This window comes from Streptomyces sp. WG5 (genome assembly GCF_049974565.1).
Classification (GTDB): Bacteria; Actinomycetota; Actinomycetes; order Streptomycetales; family Streptomycetaceae; genus Streptomyces.
Genome location: NZ_JBNGGC010000025.1, coordinates 111,606 through 129,264 on the forward strand (window position 1 = coordinate 111,606; position 17,659 = coordinate 129,264).

The following is a 17,659-nucleotide window of genomic DNA, read 5'->3' on the forward strand; positions in this document are numbered from 1 at the left end:
CACGAACGCACGGGTCCCCGTGTGCACGCGCCCCCGGACGTGCGTGCCTCCGTGCGCACGTGCCCCCCGGACGTATGTGCCCCCGTATGTGTGTGCCCCTGGATGTACGTGCTTTGCCGCGGTTCTCCGGTGACACCGTGCCTCAGTGGCACAACCGCGCCTCGTGCTCCGCGTGGCCGCCGGGCTCCAGCTGGAAGGTGCAGTGCTCCACGTCGAAGTGGTCGCCGAGGCAGCCCTGCAACTCGTGGAGCATCTTCTCGTGGCCGATCGCGCTCAGCACCTCGCCGCTCACCACCACGTGCGCCGACAGCACCGGCATACCCGAGGTGATCGTCCAGGCGTGCAGGTCGTGGACGTCCTCGACCCCGTCCAACGCCAGTATGTGGGCGCGCACCTCGGCGATGTCCACGCCCTTGGGCGCGGCCTCCAGCAGTACGTCCAGGGTCTCGCGCAGCAGCCGCCAGGTGCGCGGCACGATCATCAGGCCGATGACCAGTGAGGCGAGGGGGTCGGCCGGCTGCCAGCCGGTGGCCAGGATCACCAGCGCCGAGACGATCACCGCCAGGGAGCCCAGTGCGTCCGCCGCCACCTCGAGGAAGGCGCCCCGCACGTTCAGGCTCTCCTTCTGGCCCCGCATCAGCAGCGTCAGCGACACCATGTTCGCCACCAGGCCGATCGCGCCGAAGACGACGGTCAGCCCGCCCGCGGTGCCTGCGGGTGTGACGAACCGCTCGATCGCCTCGTACAGGACGTAACCGCCGACCCCGAGCAGCAGCAGGCAGTTGGCCAGGGCGGCGAGGATCTCGGCGCGGGCGAAGCCGAAGGTGCGCCGGTCGCTCGGCGGCCGGTTCGCGAAGTGAATGGCGAGCAGCGCCATGCCGAGTCCCAGCGCGTCCGTCGCCATGTGCGCGGCGTCGGCGATCAGCGCGAGCGAGTCGGCGAGCACACCGCCGACGATCTCGACGACCATGACGGTGAGCGTGATCCCCAGCGCGACCCGCAGCCTGCCCCGGTACGCGGCCGTCGCCGTGGTGCCGGCGTGCGCCCCGTGCGCATGCCCGTGATCGTGCCCAGCCCCCATGGGAAGCAGCCTCTCTGTGCGTCGGCGTCCGCGTTCGGAGCACAGTGAACTACGGGTAGGGGGTATCCGGCAACGCGGCACTGAACACCGTTGTCATGTGCCCTGACCTGCGGAAACGTTGTGCAGGTCAGAGCGCCGCGCGGGTGCGGGCACGCGGCCCCGCAATGGCGGGGCGAACGGCCGGGAACGGACGGCCCTGACCGTCCGCGAGCGCCCGCCGACACTGCGCGATGTCCGCGATGCCCGGTCTGGGAGCGCGGTTTGTGGGCCGGGCCCCGGATCCACGATGATGATCGCGGCAAAGACGGGTGCACGCGCCGCCGACCGACCGTGAAACGGGCGGTGAACACGGCGTTCCGGGCATCCGATAGCCTCTGCCGACATGCCGCCCGGGTGCCGCAGGCACGGGCGCCCCACCATGCACAGGCCCGGCGTTCAGGCGTCGGCACCCAGGGAGTGAGTTCGGTTGTCGACCGCCATCCTCACCGGTCAGCCGGTCCCCGGTTCGTCGATCGAGAGCGAACTGCGGTCCCTCGGCTTCGACGTGCGTCTCGCCTCCGGAGCCGACGACACCGAGACGCTGCTGGCCCGGGTCCCGGGCGGTGAGCGGGTCGCCGTGGTCGACGCCCGCTTCGTCGGCCACCTGCACGCCCTGCGCCTCGGCCTCACCGACCCCCGCTTCCCGCTCGCCGCGATCCCGGGCGCCGTGACCGCCCAGCCGGACGCCCGCCAGGCCCTGGCCCGCGCGATGGCTCGCGAGAACTCCGTGGTCGGCGGCACGGCGGACGGGGGCGCCCCGGCGCGGGCGAAGCCGGCTGTGGGAGACGTCGACAGCCTCGCCGACCGGATCACCACCGCCCTCGACGCCGACGGCGTGGGCGTCCACCGCCCCGAGCTCGGCAGCCTCGTCGCCACCGTCCCCGCCGACCCGCAGGCCCGCAACGAGGCGCGGCAGGCCGTCGCCGCCGTCGACGACGAGGCCGTACGCCTGAAGTCGGCGGTCAAGGCCCGCGACGGCTTCGTCACCACCTTCTTCATCAGCCCCTACTCCCGCTACATCGCCCGCTGGTGCGCGCGGCGCGGGCTGACCCCGAACCAGGTCACCACCGCCTCGCTGATCACCGCGCTCATAGCGGCGGGCTGCGCGGCCACCGGCACCCGCGGCGGGTTCGTCGCCGCCGGCGTCCTGCTCATCGCCTCCTTCGTCCTCGACTGCACCGACGGGCAGCTCGCCCGCTACTCCCTGCAGTACTCCACGCTCGGCGCCTGGCTGGACGCCACCTTCGACCGCGCCAAGGAGTACGCCTACTACGCGGGCCTCGCCCTCGGAGCCGCCCGCGGAGGCGACGACGTATGGGCCCTGGCCCTCGGTGCGATGGTCCTGCAGACCTGCCGGCACGTCGTCGACTTCTCCTTCAACGAGGCGAACGTCGACAGCACGGCCGCCGCCACCAACACCAGTCCCACCGCCGCCCTCTCCGACAGGCTCGACAGCGTCGGCTGGACGGTCTGGGCCCGCCGCATGATCGTCCTGCCCATCGGTGAACGCTGGGCCATGATCGCCGTCCTGACCGCCGTCACCACACCCCGGATCACCTTCTACGCGCTGCTGATCGGCTGCGCGTTCTCCGCGACGTACACCACGGCGGGCCGGGTCCTGCGCTCGCTGACCCGCAAGGCCACGCGGACCGACCGGGCCGCCGGGGCGCTGGCCGACCTGGCGGACTCCGGCCCGCTCGCCGAGGCCGTCGCCAGGGGTCTCGCGAAGCCCGCCCGCCGGCTGCCCGGCTTCACCGCCCCCGCCGTCGCCCTCCTCGGCGGCCTCGCCGTCGCCCTGACGGCCGCGTTCACCGACTTCGGCGGTCCCTGGCCGGTCGTCGCCGCGATCGTCCACGCGCTGACGTCCGCCCTCGCCGTCGCCCGCCCCCTCAAGGGCGCCCTCGACTGGCTGGTCCCGCCGTTCCTGCGCGCCGCCGAGTACGGCACCGTCCTGGTACTGGCGGCGAAAGCGGACGTGAACGGAGCGCTTCCGGCGGCTTTCGGGCTGGTGGCCGCGGTCGCCTACCATCACTACGACACGGTCTACCGCATCCGCGGCGGCGCTGGCGCGCCGCCGCAGTGGCTGGTGCGGACGATCGGGGGGCACGAGGGCCGCACGCTGGTGATCACCGTGCTGGCCGTGCTGCTCACCGCCACACAGTTCAAGGTCGCGCTCACGGTCCTCGCCGTGGCCGTGGCTCTCGTGGTGCTCGTGGAGAGCATCCGCTTCTGGGTCGCCGCCCACCAGGGCGGCGCACCCGCCGTACACGACGAAGGAGAACCCGCATGATCGGCCTCGTGCTGGCGGCCGGCGCCGGACGCCGTCTGCGCCCCTACACCGACACCCTGCCCAAGGCACTGGTTCCGGTCGGCCCCGAGGGTGCGGAGGACAGCATCACGGTGCTGGACCTGACGCTGGCCAACTTCGCCGAGGTCGGCCTGACCGAGGTCGGGATCATCGTCGGCTACCGCAAGGAAGCCGTGTACGACCGCAAGGAGGAGCTGGAGCGCAGGTACGGCGTCAAGCTCACCCTCATCGACAACGACAAGGCCGAGGAGTGGAACAACGCCTACTCCCTGTGGTGCGGCCGTGACGCCCTCAAGGACGGCGTGATCCTCGCCAACGGCGACACCGTGCACCCGGTCTCCGTCGAGAAGACCCTGCTCGCCGCCCGCGGCGACGGCAAGAAGATCATCCTCGCCCTCGACACGGTGAAGAACCTCGCCGACGAGGAGATGAAGGTCGTCGTCGACCCCGACAAGGGCGTCCAGCGCATCACCAAGCTGATGGACCCGGCCGAGGCGACCGGCGAGTACATCGGCGTCACCCTCATCGAGGGCGAGGCCGCCGCCGACCTGGCCGACGCCCTGAAGACCACCTTCGAGCGCGACCCGCAGCTGTACTACGAGGACGGCTACCAGGAGCTGGTGGACCGCGGCTTCAAGATCGACACGGCGCCGATCGGCGACGTCAAGTGGGTCGAGATCGACAACCACGACGACCTCGCCAAGGGCAGGGAGATCGCGTGCCAGTACTGACGCGGCTCATCCCGTCGCCGGTCGTCGTGGACATCCGCGCGGGTGCCCTCGACGACCTGGGATGTGTGCTCGCCGACGAGCGCATCTCCCACTCGGGCAAGCTCGCCGTCGCCGTCAGCGGCGGCTCGGGCGCCCGGCTGCGCGAGCGCGTCGCCCCGTCCCTGCCCGGCGCCGACTGGTTCGAGGTCGGCGGCGGCACCCTGGACGACGCGATCAAGCTGGCCGGCGCCATGAAGGGCGGCCACTACGACGCGGTCGTCGGTCTCGGCGGCGGCAAGATCATCGACTGTGCCAAGTTCGCCGCGGCGCGCATCGGCCTCCCGCTGGTCGCCGTGCCCACGAACCTCGCGCACGACGGGCTGTGCTCACCGGTCGCCACCCTCGACAACGACGCGGGCCGCGGCTCCTACGGCGTGCCGAACCCCATCGCGGTCGTCATCGACCTGGACGTCATCCGCGATGCCCCGGCGCGGTACGTGCGCGCCGGCATCGGCGACGCCGTCTCCAACGTCTCCGCGATCGCGGACTGGGAGCTGGCCAACCGGGTCAAGGGCGAGCGGATCGACGGCCTGGCGGCCGCGATGGCCCGCCAGGCCGGCGAGGCCGTGCTTCGGCACCCGGGCGGCGTCGGTGACAACGACTTCCTCCAGGTGCTCGCCGAGGGACTGGTCCTGACCGGCATCGCCATGTCGGTCTCCGGTGACTCCCGGCCCGCCTCCGGCGCCTGCCACGAGATCAACCACGCCCTCGACCTGCTCTTCCCCGCCCGCGCCGCCGCCCACGGCGAGCAGTGCGGTCTGGGCGCGGCCTTCGCGATGCACCTGCGCGGGGCCCACGAGGAATCCGCCCACATGGCCGAGGTACTGCGCCGGCACGGGCTGCCCGTCCTGCCGGAGGAGATCGGCTTCACCCCGGACGAGTTCGTCCGGGCCGTGGAGTTCGCGCCGCAGACCCGGCCCGGCCGCTACACGATCCTCGAACACCTCGACCTCGAAACCGACCAGATCAAGGACATGTACGCCGACTATGTCAAGGCCATCGGTAGCTGAACTACGTCCGGTCGTCCATCCCGCGGGGGTCAAGGACCGGCGCAGCGGTGAGCACTGGGCGGGACGCCTCTACATGCGCGAGGTCTCGCTGCGGATCGACCGCTACCTGGTGAACACCAGGATCACGCCCAACCAGCTCACGTACTTGATGACCGTCTGCGGCGTGCTCGCCGCCCCGGCCCTGCTGGTGCCAGGGATCACGGGCGCCGTGCTCGGCGTGGTGGCGGTCCAGCTGTACCTGCTGCTGGACTGCGTGGACGGCGAGGTCGCCCGCTGGAAGAAGCAGTACTCGCTCGGCGGCGTCTACCTGGACCGGGTCGGCGCCTACCTGACCGACGCGGCGGTCCTGGTCGGCCTGGGCCTCCGCGCGGCCGACGTGTTCGGTACCGGGCGGATCGACTGGCTGTGGGCCTTCCTCGGCACGCTGGCCGCCCTCGGCGCCATCCTGATCAAGGCCGAGACCGACCTGGTGGGCGTGGCCCGGCACCAGGCCGGGATGGCGCCGGTCAAGGAGTCCGCCTCCGAGCCGCGCTCCTCCGGCATGGCACTGGCCCGCCGGGCCGCCGGGGCGCTCAAGTTCCACCGGCTGATCCTCGGCATCGAGGCGTCCCTGCTGATCCTCGTCCTCGCGATCGTCGACGCGAGCCGGGGCGACCTGTTCTTCACCCGCCTCGGCACCGCCGTGCTCGCGGGCATCGCGCTGCTGCAGACCCTGCTGCACCTGGTGTCCGTCCTCGCCTCCAGCAGGCTCAAGTGAGCGGGGCCATGAAGGTCGGTGCCGTCGTCATCACGATGGGCAACCGGCCCGAGGAACTGCGCGCGCTGCTCGACTCGGTGGCCAAGCAGGACGGCGACCCGGTCGAGGTGGTCGTGGTCGGCAACGGCTCGCCCGTCCCGGAGGTGCCGGCCGGCGTCCGCACCGTCGAGCTGCCCGAGAACCTGGGCATCCCCGGCGGCCGCAACGTCGGCATCGAGGCCTTCGGTCCCGGCGGCCAGGACGTCGACATCCTGCTCTTCCTCGACGACGACGGCCTCCTCGCCCGCACCGACACCGCCGAGCTCTGCCGGCAGGCGTTCGAGGCCGACGACGAGCTCGGCATCATCAGCTTCCGCATCGCCGACCCGGACACCGGCGAGACCCAGCGCCGGCACGTCCCGCGCCTGCGCGCCTCCGACCCGATGCGCTCCTCCCGGGTGACCACCTTCCTCGGCGGCGCCAACGCGGTGCGCACCCGCGTCCTCACCCAGGTCGGCGGCCTGCCGGACGCGTTCTTCTACGCCCACGAGGAGACCGACCTGGCCTGGCGGGCCCTGGACGCGGGCTGGATGATCGACTACCGGTCCGACATGGTGCTGAACCACCCCACGACCGCGCCCTCGCGGCACGCGGTCTACCACCGCATGGTCGCGCGCAACCGGGTCTGGCTGGCCCGCCGCAACCTTCCCGCGCTCCTCGTCCCGGTCTATCTCGGGGTGTGGATGCTGCTCACACTGCTGCGCCGCCCCTCGCGTCCGGCCCTGAAGGCCTGGTTCGGCGGCTTCCGCGAGGGCTGGGCCACCCCCTGCGGTCCTCGCCGCCCGATGAGGTGGCGTACGGTATGGCGGCTGACCCGGCTGGGCCGGCCTCCCGTGATCTGACAAGCTCGTGTCCGAGAGCGTCCCGGACCGTTCCGTTCCGGGTCAACAGGTCCATGCCAGGCCAGCGCGGCCGGGCATTCCGAAGACGAAAGTTTCCACCAGTGAGTGAGACAACGCACGACGGCACGGTCGCCATGACCAAGCCCGTGTCGCCCGACGAGGGCCTCACACCGGCCCGGCTCGCCGCCAAGTACGGGCTGTCCGTGAGCGGTGCCCGGCCGTCCCTCATGGAGTACGTCCGTCAGCTCTGGGGGCGGCGGCACTTCATCCTCGCCTTCTCCCAGGCCAAGCTGACCGCCCAGTACAGCCAGGCCAAGCTGGGGCAGCTGTGGCAGGTGGCGACACCGCTGCTGAACGCGCTCGTCTACTTCCTGATCTTCGGCCTGATCCTCAACGCGGGCCGCGGCATGCCGAAGGACGTCTACATCCCGTTCCTGGTGACCGGCGTGTTCGTCTTCACGTTCACCCAGTCCTCGGCGATGGCGGGTGTGCGGGCCATCGCCGGCAACCTCGGCCTGGTGCGGGCGCTGCACTTCCCGCGCGCCTCGCTGCCGATCTCGTTCGCGCTGCAGCAGCTCCAGCAGCTGCTGGCCTCGATGATCGTCCTGTTCGCGGTGGTCGTGGGCTTCGGAAGCTACCCGTCCCTGTCCTGGCTGCTGGTCGTCCCGGCGCTGGCCCTGCAGTTCCTCTTCAACATGGGACTGGCGCTGATCGTGGCCCGGATGGGGGCGAAGACACCGGACCTGGCCCAGCTGATGCCGTTCATCATGCGCACCTGGATGTACGCGTCGGGCGTGATGTTCTCCATCCCGATCATGCTGGAGGACAAGCCGGCCTGGCTCGCCGACGTGCTCCAGTGGAACCCGGCCGCCGTCTACATGGACCTGATCCGCTTCGCGCTGATCGACGGCTACGGCTCCGAGAACCTGCCGCCGCACGTGTGGGCGGTCGCGCTCGGCTGGTCCGTCCTCCTCGCCGTGGGCGGCTTCGTGTACTTCTGGAAGGCAGAGGAGAGGTACGGCCGTGGCTGAGCAGCAGCAGGGCGAGCGGGTTCCGACGGTCATCGCGGACGAACTGCACATCGTCTACCGCGTCAACGGCGCCAAGACCGGCAAGGGAAGCGCGACCGCGGCCCTGAGCCGGATGCTCAAGAGGGGTGAACAGCGGGGCGTGCGCAAGGTGCACGCCGTGCGGGGCGTCTCCTTCACCGCCTACCGGGGCGAGGCCATCGGCCTGATCGGTTCCAACGGGTCCGGCAAGTCGACCCTGCTGCGGGCCATCGCCGGCCTGCTGCCCGCCGAGCGGGGCAAGGTCTACACCGACGGCCAGCCCTCGCTGCTCGGGGTGAACGCGGCCCTGATGAACGACCTGACCGGCGAGCGGAACGTCATCCTCGGCGGACTGGCCATGGGGATGACCCGCGAACAGATCAAGGAGCGCTACCAGGACATCGTCGACTTCTCCGGGATCAACGAGAAGGGCGACTTCATCACCCTGCCGATGCGCACCTACTCCTCCGGCATGGCCGCCCGCCTGCGGTTCTCCATCGCCGCCGCCAAGGACCACGACGTCCTGATGATCGACGAGGCGCTGGCCACCGGTGACCGCAAGTTCCAGACGCGCTCCGAGCAGCGCATCCGGGAGCTGCGCAAGGAGGCCGGCACCGTCTTCCTGGTCAGCCACAACAACAAGTCCATCCGGGACACCTGCAACCGCGTGCTGTGGCTGGAGCGCGGCGAGCTGCGGATGGACGGCCCGACCGACGAGGTGCTCAAGGAGTACGAGAAGTTCACGGGCAAGTAGCCCGACACGCCGGGGCCGCGGGAACTGTTCCCAGCGGTCCCGGCGTCCGCAAGGAAGTGTCAACTCCGGGGGCTCCCAGGAATCTTGTGGCCGATCGATGTGTTGTCGTGATGCGCGGAGGACCCCGGCGAACCCCCCTGAGCTGTACAACGTAAGCTGTACCGGTCCCGAAACGCGGCACATGGGGCGATAATGCCCGACACCCTCAGGCGGGCCCGCCGCGAGGGCGGCCGGGCGGCGTGTCCGAAATAGTGCGTATTGGGTCAGCAGTGTAGAACGGGAGATGTGACGGCAATGGCTAGGGAAACTCCCCACCTCCGCGAAGCGTGCGCCGTCCCCGCCCAGGGCAGCCCGCGATGACGGCGACCGACACGGCGCACGCCGTCGACCCTGAGCGCGGCACCCTCGCCAAGGCCGCGGACGAGAACTTCCCCGTGGCGCCCTTCTTCCTGCCCCGCGACTGGCGCGCCGACCTGATGGCCGTGTACGGCTTCGCCCGCCTCGTCGACGACATCGGCGACGGCGATCTGGCCCCCGACGGCGCCGACGCCCGCCTCCTCGGCGTACCCGACGACCGGGCCGGCGACCGGCTGCTGATGCTGGACGCCTTCGAGGACGATCTGCGCAGGGTCTTCGACGGCACTCCCCGCCACCCGCTGCTGCGCCGCCTCCAGCCGACCGTGCGCCGCCGCTCGCTGACCCCCGGGCCGTTCCTGGGGCTGATCGCCGCCAACCGCCAGGACCAGCTGGTCGCGCGGTACGAGACCTACGACGACCTCCTCGCCTACTGCGAACTGTCCGCCAACCCGGTCGGTCACCTCGTCCTCGCCGTCACCGGCACCTCGACGCCCGAGCGGATCCGCCGCTCCGACGCGATCTGCACCGCCCTGCAGATCGTCGAGCACCTCCAGGACGTCGCCGAGGACCTGAGCCGGGACCGCATCTACCTGCCCGCCGAGGACATGAAACGTTTCCACGTCCAGGAGTCGGACCTCGCCGCGCCCACCGGGAGCGCGTCGGTGCGCGCCCTGGTGGCCTACGAAGCCCAGCGCGCCAGCGACCTGCTGAATGAGGGCGCCCCCTTGGTGGGTAGCGTTCAAGGCAGGCTGCGTCTGCTGCTCGCGGGCTTCGTGGCGGGCGGAAGGGCGGCCGTCCGGGCGATCGCCGCCGCCGGTCACGACGTACTTCCCGGCCCGCCCAAGCCCGGCAAGGTGCAGTTGCTGCGCGAGGTGGGCGTGACCCTGCGAGGAGAGGGGTGATCCAGGCCGTGGAGCCGTCAGGGCACGCGTCGGCGCCGGTACTCGCCGCCTACAGCTACTGCGAGGCCGTCACCGGACAACAGGCCCGCAACTTCGCCTACGGCATCCGGCTCCTGCCGGCGCCCAAGCGCCGGGCGATGTCGGCGCTGTACGCGTTCTCGCGCCGCGTCGACGACATCGGCGACGGGGCGCTGGCGGCCGACGTCAAGGTCGCCCGCCTCGAGGAGACCCGGGCCGTGCTCGCCCGCATCCACGACGGCGCGGTCGACGAGGACGACACCGACCCGGTCGCCGTCGCCCTCACCCACGCCGCCCGGCAGTTCCCGATCCCGCTCGGCGGCCTCGACGAACTGATCGACGGCGTCCAGATGGACCTGCGCGGCGAGACCTACGAGACCTGGGACGACCTGAAGGTGTACTGCCGCTGCGTGGCAGGCGCCATCGGACGCCTCTCGCTCGGCGTGTTCGGTACGGAACCGAGGGCGCGCGGCGCCGAGCGCGCGCCGGAGTACGCCGACACGCTCGGGCTCGCGCTCCAGCTCACCAACATCCTGCGGGACGTCCGCGAGGACGCCGAGGACGGTCGGACCTACCTGCCCGCCGACGACCTCGCCAAGTTCGGCTGCTCGGCCGGGTTCAGCGGACCGAGGCCGCCCGAGGGATCCGACTTCACGGGCCTCGTGCACTTCGAGGTGCGACGGGCCCGCGCCCTCTTCGCCGAGGGCTACCGGTTGCTGCCCATGCTCGACCGGCGCAGCGGCGCCTGCGTGGCCGCCATGGCCGGCATCTACCGCCGCCTGCTGGACCGCATCGAGCGCGACCCGGAGGCCGTGCTGCGCGGCCGGGTCTCGCTCCCCGGACGCGAGAAGGCGTACGTCGCCGTGCGCGGCCTGTCCGGGCTGGACGCCCGGCACGTCACCCGGCGGGCCGTCAGGAGGCGCGCCTGATGGACACATCCGGCACACTCGACAAGCCGGGCCGAGGCGATGCCTGCGGCGAAGAACGGCGGGCAACCCTCCGGTGGCGCCCGACGTCCCTGACTGAGACGGTCGTCCGTACGCCGTTCAAGCACCGCGGCGACCGGACAGGGAAAGGCGCACCATGACCCACGGCAACGGCACGCGTGACGGCGGGCAGCTCGCGGACGTCTCCGCCCTCCGCCCCGGCGGACACACCGTCGTGGTCGGCGGCGGACTCGCCGGTGTCACCGCCGCCCTCGCGCTCGCCGACGCCGGGGTGCGCGTCACCCTGCTCGAAGGACGGCCGCGCCTGGGCGGACTCGCCTTCTCCTTCCAGCGCGGCGACCTCACCGTCGACAACGGCCAGCACGTGTACCTGCGCTGCTGCACCGCCTACCGCTGGTTCCTCGACCGTGTCGGGGGGAGCGCGCTCGCTCCGGTGCAGGACCGCCTCGACGTGCCCGTGCTCGACCTGGCCCGGCCCGAGGGGCGGCGGCTCGGCAGACTGCGGCGCGACGCCCTGCCCGTCCCCCTCCACCTGGGGCGCAGCCTGGCGTCGTACCCGCATCTCTCGCTCGCCGAGCGTGCCAGGGTCGGGCGTGCCGCGCTCGCGCTCAAGGGGCTCGACCCCGCCGACCCGGCCCTGGACACCCAGGACTTCGGCAGCTGGCTGGCCGCGCACGGGCAGTCGGCGCGCGCCGTCGAGGCCCTGTGGGACCTGGTCGGGGTCGCCACCCTCAACGCGGTCGCCGGCGACGCCTCCCTGGGGCTCGCCGCGATGGTGTTCAAGACCGGGCTGCTGTCCGACCCGGGCGCGGCCGACATCGGCTGGTCCCGCGTCCCGCTGGGCGAACTGCACGACCGGCTGGCCCGCAAGGCACTCGACTCCGCGGGCGTCCGGACCGAGGTCCGTACCCGCGTCACCTCCGTCCGTGCGCACGACGACGGCGGCTGGAGCGTTCAGGTTCCCGGCGAGACGCTGGAGGCGGACGCGGTCGTCCTCGCCGTACCGCAGCGCGAGGCGCACGGCCTGCTGCCCGCGGACGCGCTCGACGCCCCCGGAAACCTCCTGGAGATCGGCACCGCGCCGATCCTCAACGTGCACGTGATCTACGATCGCAAGGTGCTCGCCACACCCTTCCTGACGGCTCTCGGCACCCCGGTGCAGTGGGTGTTCGACCGTACCGAGGCCTCCGGACTGGAGGAGGGCCAGTACCTGGCGCTGTCGCAGTCGACCGCGCAGAACGAGATCGACGAGCCCGTGGCCGCGTTGCGCGAGCGGTACCTGCCCGAACTGGAGCGGCTGCTGCCCCGCACCCGGGGCGCCGAGGTGAAGGACTTCTTCGTGACCAGGGAGCGCACCGCGACGTTCGCTCCCGCCCCCGGCGTCGGACGGCTCCGGCCCGGCGCCCGCACCAAGGCACCCGGCCTCTATCTGGCCGGAGCGTGGACCGCCACCGGGTGGCCCGCGACCATGGAGAGTGCGGTTCGCAGCGGTGTCTCGGCGGCGAGCGCCGCCCTCGGCACCCTGGGCCGGTCCCGCGGCCTCCTCCCGGATTTCCTGGAGGAGGCGGCATGAAGGCCGATCCACGCGGGTCCGACGCCCGCACTCCCGGCACCGCAACTGGAGGAATGACTGTGCCCACTGTGCCCCCGGCCCCGAAGGCCGCTCCGAGGACCACGGTGGACGTGACCGCGCTTCTGGAGCGCGGCCGGACCCTGGCCACGCCGGTCCTGCGGGCGGCCGTCGACCGCCTGGCACCTCCCATGGACACCGTCGCCGCCTACCACTTCGGCTGGATCGACGCCCGGGGCAATCCCGCGGACGGCGACGGTGGCAAGGCCGTCCGTCCCGCGCTCGCGGTACTCTCCGCCGAGGTCACCGGTGCCGCTCCGGAGGTCGGCGTACCCGGCGCGGTGGCCGTGGAACTGGTGCACAACTTCTCCCTCCTGCACGACGACCTGATGGACGGCGACGAGCAGCGCCGCCACCGGGACACCGTCTGGAAGGTGCACGGTCCCGCCCAGGCCATCCTGGTCGGCGACGCCCTGTTCGCCCTGGCCAACGAGGTGCTGCTGGAGCTCGGCACGGTCGAGGCCGGCCGCGCCACCCGCCGGCTGACCCGCGCCAGCCGCGCCCTGATCGACGGTCAGGCCCAGGACATCTCCTACGAGCACCGCGACCGCGTCAGCGTCGAGGAGTGCCTGGAGATGGAGGGCAACAAGACCGGCGCCCTGCTCGCCTCCGCCAGCTCCATCGGCGCGGTGCTCGGCGGCGCCGACGAGCACACCGCCGACGCCCTGGAGAAGTACGGCTACCACCTCGGCCTGGCCTTCCAGGCCGTCGACGACCTCCTCGGCATCTGGGGCGACCCGGACTCCACCGGCAAGCAGACCTGGAGCGACCTGCGCCAGCGCAAGAAGTCCCTGCCGGTGGTGGCCGCCCTCGCGGCGGGCGGCGACGCCTCCGAGCGGCTCGGTGACATCCTCGCCGCCGACGCCAAGGCCAGCGACTTCGCGAACTTCTCCGAGGAGGAGTTCGCGGCCCGCGCCGCGCTCATCGAGGAGGCGGGCGGCCGCGAATGGACCGCCGACGAGGCGCGCCGTCAGCACACCATCGCCCTCGAAGCCCTCGACGCCGTCGACATGCCCGACCGGGTGCGGGACCGTTTCACGGCGCTCGCGGACTTCGTCGTCGTACGAAAGAGATGATCACTATCGGTCGAATAGCCCTCGCGTAGTCGCCGGCCGGTGCCTCTCCCACTCTCGGCTTCGCTCGAGCGGGGGGACCCCCACGAAGACGAGCACCGGCCGACGGCGGACCCACAGCAGAAGCACCACTTGCACACTGCACGAAGGGGAAGCCATGACAGCGACGACCGACGGAAGCACCGGGGCCAGCCTGAAGCCCCTCGCAGCCGCGGCCAGCGAAACCGACATCACGATCCCCGCCGTGGCGGCCGGGGTACCAGAAGCCGCCGCACGCGCCACCCGGCGCGCCACGGACTTCCTGCTCTCCCGGCAGGACGCCGGGGGCTGGTGGAAGGGCGACCTCGAGACGAACGTCACGATGGACGCCGAGGACCTGCTCCTCCGCCAGTTCCTGGGCATCGGCGACGACGAGACCACGCGGGCGGCCGCCCTGTTCATCCGCGGCGAGCAGCGCGAGGACGGCACCTGGGCCACGTTCTACGGCGGCCCCGGCGACCTCTCCGCCACCATCGAGGCCTACGTCGCCCTGCGCCTGGCCGGTGACGCGCCCGACGCCCCGCACATGGCGAAGGCGTCGGAGTGGATCCGGTCCCGGGGCGGTATCGCCGCAGCCCGCGTCTTCACCCGGATCTGGCTCGCCCTGTTCGGCTGGTGGTCGTGGGACGACCTGCCCGAACTCCCGCCGGAGCTCATCTACTTCCCCACCTGGGTACCGCTCAACATCTACGACTTCGGCTGCTGGGCCCGGCAGACCATCGTGCCGCTGACCATCGTCTCGGCGAAGCGGCCGGTGCGTCCCGCGCCCTTCCCGCTCGACGAACTGCACACCGACCCGGCCCTCCCCAATCCGGCGAGACCCCTGGCACCGGCGGCCAGCTGGGACGGCGTCTTCCAGCGCCTCGACAAGGCACTGCACGCCTACCGCAAGGTCGCCCCGCGCCGGCTGCGCCGGGCCGCGATGAACACCGCCGCCCGCTGGATCATCGAGCGGCAGGAGAACGACGGCTGCTGGGGCGGCATCCAGCCGCCCGCCGTCTACTCGGTCATCGCGCTGTACCTGCTGGGATACGACCTCGAACACCCCGTGATGCGCGCGGGGCTGGAGTCACTGGACCGGTTCGCCGTGTGGCGCGAGGACGGCGCCCGGATGATCGAGGCCTGCCAGTCCCCGGTGTGGGACACCTGCCTGGCCACCATCGCGCTGGCCGACGCCGGGGTGCCCGCCGACCATCCGCAGCTGGTGAAGGCCGCGGACTGGATGCTCGGTGAGCAGATCGTGCGCCCCGGTGACTGGTCGGTGAAGCGGCCCGGACTCCCGCCCGGTGGCTGGGCGTTCGAGTTCCACAACGACAACTACCCCGACATCGACGACACCGCCGAGGTGGTCCTCGCCCTGCGCCGGGTCAGCCACCACGATCCGGAACGGGTCGAGAAGGCGATCGGCCGCGGCGTGCGCTGGAACCTCGGCATGCAGTCCAGGAACGGTGCCTGGGGCGCGTTCGACGTCGACAACACCAGCGCCTTCCCCAACCGGCTGCCGTTCTGCGACTTCGGGGAGGTCATCGACCCGCCGTCGGCGGACGTCACCGCGCATGTCGTCGAGATGCTCGCCGTCGAGGGCCTCACCCACGACCCGCGCACCCGGCGGGGCGTCCAGTGGCTGCTCGCCGCGCAGGAGGCGGACGGCTCGTGGTTCGGCCGCTGGGGCGTCAACTACGTCTACGGCACCGGCTCCGTGGTCCCTGCCCTGACCGCGGCCGGAATCCCCGCCTCGCACCCCGCGATCCGCCGCGCGGTGGCCTGGCTGGAGTCCGTCCAGAACGACGACGGCGGCTGGGGCGAGGACCTGCGTTCCTACCGTCACGTCAGGGAGTGGAGCGGCCGGGGCGCCTCGACCGCCTCGCAGACGGCCTGGGCCCTGATGGCCCTGCTGGCGGCGGGGGAACGGGAGTCCAAGGCCGTCGAACGCGGCATCGCGTGGCTCGCCGCCACCCAGCGGGAGGACGGCTCCTGGGACGAGCCGTACTTCACCGGCACCGGCTTCCCCTGGGACTTCTCCATCAACTACCACCTCTACCGGCAGGTCTTCCCGCTCACCGCCCTCGGCCGGTACGTCCACGGGGAGCCCTTCGCCGACAAGCCGCGCGCGGCACAGGTCTCCGCCCCCGCCGAACGGCCCCTCACCGAGACGATCGCCGCCGAGGCGAGGGGCAGCTGATGAGCCGACCGCCCGGCCCGTCCCCGCTGCTGATCGCCTGCGCGCTCGGCATCGAACACCTTGCCCTGCGCACCGGGGAACGCGGCGGCGCGGGTGGGCCGGTCACCGTCCTGCGCACCGGAATGGGCCCCAAGGCGGCCGAGCGCTCGGTCGCCCGGATCCTGGCCGGTCCCGGGCTCGGCGGCGCCGCCGTGCTGGCCACGGGCTTCTGCGCCGGACTCGCCCCCGGCATGCACCCGGGCGACCTGGTCGTCGCCGAGGAGACCCGGGATCCGCGCGGCACCGTCGCCGGCGTCGGAACGGACCGGCTCGTCAAGGAACTCGCGCGTGCCGTGCCCGGGCGCGCCGTCCACACCGGGCCGCTGACCGGCTCGGACCACGTCGTCCGCGGTCCCGAACGCGCCGAGCTGCTCGCGACCGGCGCGATCGCCGCCGACATGGAGTCCGCGGCCACGCTCCTGAGCGCCGTCCGGACGGGCGCGCGCCCGGTTGCGGCCGTCCGGGTGGTCGTGGACGCTCCAGAGCACGAACTCGTCCGGATCGGAACGGTGCGCGGTGGAATATCGGCTTTCCGTGTTCTTCGCTCCGTTCTTCCCGCATTCTTCGAATGGCACCGTTCTTTGCCGCTCCCTCGGAGGTGAGCCCAGATGGCCATGCCGCTACGCCAGTCCGTCAAGGTCGCTACGTACCTGGCCGAACAGAAGATCCGCCGACGGGACAAGTTTCCGCTCATCGTGGAGCTGGAGCCGCTCTTCGCCTGCAACCTGAAGTGCGAGGGGTGCGGCAAGATCCAGCACCCGGCCGGAGTGCTCAAGCAGCGCATGCCGGTCGCGCAGGCGGTGGGCGCGGTGCTCGAGTCGGGTGCGCCGATGGTCTCCATCGCCGGCGGCGAGCCGCTGATGCATCCGCAGATCGACGAGATCACCCGCCAGTTGGTGGCCAAGCGGAAATACGTCTTCCTCTGCACCAACGCCCTGCTCATGCGCAAGAAGATGGACAAGTTCACGCCCTCCCCCTACTTCGCGTTCGCGGTGCACATCGACGGGCTGCGGGAGCGGCACGACGAGTCCGTGGCGAAGGAGGGCGTGTTCGACGAGGCCGTGGAGGCCATCAAGGAGGCCAAGCGGCGCGGCTTCCGGGTGACCACCAACTCGACCTTCTTCAACACCGACACCCCGCAGACCATCGTCGAGGTCCTCAACTTCCTCAACGACGACCTCAAGGTCGACGAGATGATGATCTCGCCCGCCTACGCCTACGAGAAGGCACCCGACCAGGAGCACTTCCTGGGCGTGGAGCAGACCCGCGAGCTGTTCAAGAAGGCCTTCTCGGGCGGCAACCGGGCCCGCTGGCGGCTCAACCACTCCCCGCTGTTCCTCGACTTCCTCGAGGGCAAGGTCGACTTCCCGTGCACCGCGTGGGCGATCCCGAACTACTCCCTCTTCGGCTGGCAGCGTCCCTGCTACCTGATGAGCGACGGCTACGTCCCGACGTACCGGGAGCTGATCGAGGACACCGACTGGGACAAGTACGGCCGCGGCAAGGACCCGCGCTGCGCCAACTGCATGGCCCACTGCGGCTACGAGCCCACCGCGGTCCTGGCCACCATGGGCTCGCTCAAGGAGTCCCTGCGTGCCATGCGGGAGACGGTCTCCGGGAACCGGGACTGACGGCATGACCGCCATCTCCCTGGGCGTCCCCGAGGTACCGGTCCGGCCGATCGCCGAGCGGCGCGAGTCGCGGCGGATCCAGGTCGGGCCGGTGGCCGTCGGGGGCGGGGCCCCGGTGTCGGTGCAGTCCATGACCACGACCCGTACGTCGGACATCGGTGCGACGCTCCAGCAGATCGCCGAGCTGACGGC

The 17,659-nt window shown here is 71.8% G+C and carries 17 protein-coding genes; 16 read left to right on the forward strand and 1 reads right to left on the reverse strand.

Annotated elements, in window-relative coordinates:
* Window positions 1-142: 142 nt before the first annotated feature.
* Window positions 143-1,081 carry a cation diffusion facilitator family transporter gene (locus ACP4IX_RS25065; protein ID WP_426517304.1) on the reverse strand — a complete coding sequence of 313 codons (939 nt, stop codon included), beginning with the start codon at window positions 1,079-1,081 and terminating at the stop codon, window positions 143-145.
* Window positions 1,082-1,547: 466 nt separating this feature from the next.
* Between ACP4IX_RS25065 and ACP4IX_RS25070 the strand changes: the two genes are divergently transcribed.
* The 16 genes from ACP4IX_RS25070 to ACP4IX_RS25145 form a co-directional block, all read left to right on the forward strand.
* Complete coding sequence (locus tag ACP4IX_RS25070) at window positions 1,548-3,410, forward strand: DUF5941 domain-containing protein (protein WP_426556674.1); 1,863 nt, start codon at window positions 1,548-1,550, stop codon at window positions 3,408-3,410.
* Window positions 3,407-4,159, forward strand: coding sequence for a sugar phosphate nucleotidyltransferase (locus tag ACP4IX_RS25075; protein WP_426517300.1), 753 nt, complete (start codon window positions 3,407-3,409; stop codon window positions 4,157-4,159). The genes ACP4IX_RS25070 and ACP4IX_RS25075 overlap by 4 nt, the downstream gene beginning before the upstream one ends.
* On the forward strand, window positions 4,147-5,208 hold the full coding sequence (locus ACP4IX_RS25080) for an iron-containing alcohol dehydrogenase family protein (protein WP_426556676.1): 1,062 nt from the start codon (window positions 4,147-4,149) through the stop codon (window positions 5,206-5,208). The genes ACP4IX_RS25075 and ACP4IX_RS25080 overlap by 13 nt, the downstream gene beginning before the upstream one ends.
* The gene (locus ACP4IX_RS25085; RefSeq protein WP_426517296.1) at window positions 5,186-5,965 is read left to right on the forward strand and encodes a CDP-alcohol phosphatidyltransferase family protein; all 780 of its coding nucleotides are present in this window, start codon (window positions 5,186-5,188) and stop codon (window positions 5,963-5,965) included. The genes ACP4IX_RS25080 and ACP4IX_RS25085 overlap by 23 nt, the downstream gene beginning before the upstream one ends.
* A gap of 8 nt (window positions 5,966-5,973) precedes the next feature.
* Window positions 5,974-6,846, forward strand: a complete 873-nt coding sequence (locus ACP4IX_RS25090; RefSeq protein WP_426517294.1) for a glycosyltransferase family 2 protein — start codon at window positions 5,974-5,976, stop codon at window positions 6,844-6,846.
* Between the two features lie 101 nt (window positions 6,847-6,947).
* Window positions 6,948-7,877 (forward strand): ABC transporter permease, encoded by a 930-nt coding sequence (locus tag ACP4IX_RS25095; protein ID WP_426517292.1) that lies wholly within the window; start codon window positions 6,948-6,950, stop codon window positions 7,875-7,877.
* Window positions 7,870-8,649 carry an ABC transporter ATP-binding protein gene (locus ACP4IX_RS25100; protein WP_426517290.1) on the forward strand — a complete coding sequence of 260 codons (780 nt, stop codon included), beginning with the start codon at window positions 7,870-7,872 and terminating at the stop codon, window positions 8,647-8,649. The genes ACP4IX_RS25095 and ACP4IX_RS25100 overlap by 8 nt, the downstream gene beginning before the upstream one ends.
* A 356-nt stretch (window positions 8,650-9,005) precedes the next feature.
* On the forward strand, window positions 9,006-9,908 hold the full coding sequence (gene hpnC, locus ACP4IX_RS25105) for a squalene synthase HpnC (protein ID WP_426517288.1): 903 nt from the start codon (window positions 9,006-9,008) through the stop codon (window positions 9,906-9,908).
* Entirely contained in the window at window positions 9,905-10,855 is a 951-nt protein-coding gene (hpnD, locus tag ACP4IX_RS25110; protein ID WP_426517286.1) for a presqualene diphosphate synthase HpnD, read from the forward strand. The genes hpnC and hpnD overlap by 4 nt, the downstream gene beginning before the upstream one ends.
* On the forward strand, window positions 10,855-11,013 hold the full coding sequence (locus tag ACP4IX_RS25115; protein ID WP_426517284.1) for a DUF6380 family protein: 159 nt from the start codon (window positions 10,855-10,857) through the stop codon (window positions 11,011-11,013). Before hpnD ends, ACP4IX_RS25115 begins: the two co-directional genes overlap by 1 nt.
* Window positions 11,010-12,446 (forward strand): hydroxysqualene dehydroxylase HpnE, encoded by a 1,437-nt coding sequence (gene hpnE, locus ACP4IX_RS25120; protein WP_426556678.1) that lies wholly within the window; start codon window positions 11,010-11,012, stop codon window positions 12,444-12,446. The genes ACP4IX_RS25115 and hpnE overlap by 4 nt, the downstream gene beginning before the upstream one ends.
* A gap of 68 nt (window positions 12,447-12,514) precedes the next feature.
* The gene (locus tag ACP4IX_RS25125; protein ID WP_426517802.1) at window positions 12,515-13,579 is read left to right on the forward strand and encodes a polyprenyl synthetase family protein; all 1,065 of its coding nucleotides are present in this window, start codon (window positions 12,515-12,517) and stop codon (window positions 13,577-13,579) included.
* Window positions 13,580-13,733: 154 nt separating this feature from the next.
* Entirely contained in the window at window positions 13,734-15,797 is a 2,064-nt protein-coding gene (gene shc, locus ACP4IX_RS25130) for a squalene--hopene cyclase (RefSeq protein WP_426556680.1), read from the forward strand.
* A complete protein-coding gene (locus ACP4IX_RS25135) occupies window positions 15,797-16,438 on the forward strand; it encodes a 1-hydroxy-2-methyl-2-butenyl 4-diphosphate reductase (RefSeq protein ID WP_426517278.1) in 642 nt (213 codons plus the stop codon). Before shc ends, ACP4IX_RS25135 begins: the two co-directional genes overlap by 1 nt.
* Window positions 16,439-16,444: 6 nt before the next feature.
* Window positions 16,445-17,467, forward strand: a complete 1,023-nt coding sequence (hpnH, locus tag ACP4IX_RS25140) for an adenosyl-hopene transferase HpnH (protein ID WP_426517276.1) — start codon at window positions 16,445-16,447, stop codon at window positions 17,465-17,467.
* Window positions 17,468-17,471: 4 nt separating this feature from the next.
* The coding region (locus tag ACP4IX_RS25145; protein ID WP_426517274.1) for a flavodoxin-dependent (E)-4-hydroxy-3-methylbut-2-enyl-diphosphate synthase at window positions 17,472-17,659 on the forward strand (188 nt) is incomplete at its 3' end.

Coding starts and splice junctions, on each gene's coding strand:
- ACP4IX_RS25075 (WP_426517300.1), top strand. CDS start 3,407: ATGATCGGCCTCGTGCTGGCGGCCGGCGCCGGACGCCGTCTGCGCCCC.
- ACP4IX_RS25065 (WP_426517304.1), bottom strand. CDS start 1,081: ATGGGGGCTGGGCACGATCACGGGCATGCGCACGGGGCGCACGCCGGC.
- ACP4IX_RS25135 (WP_426517278.1), top strand. CDS start 15,797: ATGAGCCGACCGCCCGGCCCGTCCCCGCTGCTGATCGCCTGCGCGCTC.
- shc (WP_426556680.1), top strand. CDS start 13,734: ATGACAGCGACGACCGACGGAAGCACCGGGGCCAGCCTGAAGCCCCTC.
- ACP4IX_RS25115 (WP_426517284.1), top strand. CDS start 10,855: ATGGACACATCCGGCACACTCGACAAGCCGGGCCGAGGCGATGCCTGC.
- hpnH (WP_426517276.1), top strand. CDS start 16,445: ATGGCCATGCCGCTACGCCAGTCCGTCAAGGTCGCTACGTACCTGGCC.
- hpnC (WP_426517288.1), top strand. CDS start 9,006: ATGACGGCGACCGACACGGCGCACGCCGTCGACCCTGAGCGCGGCACC.
- ACP4IX_RS25085 (WP_426517296.1), top strand. CDS start 5,186: ATGTCAAGGCCATCGGTAGCTGAACTACGTCCGGTCGTCCATCCCGCG.
- hpnE (WP_426556678.1), top strand. CDS start 11,010: ATGACCCACGGCAACGGCACGCGTGACGGCGGGCAGCTCGCGGACGTC.
- ACP4IX_RS25090 (WP_426517294.1), top strand. CDS start 5,974: ATGAAGGTCGGTGCCGTCGTCATCACGATGGGCAACCGGCCCGAGGAA.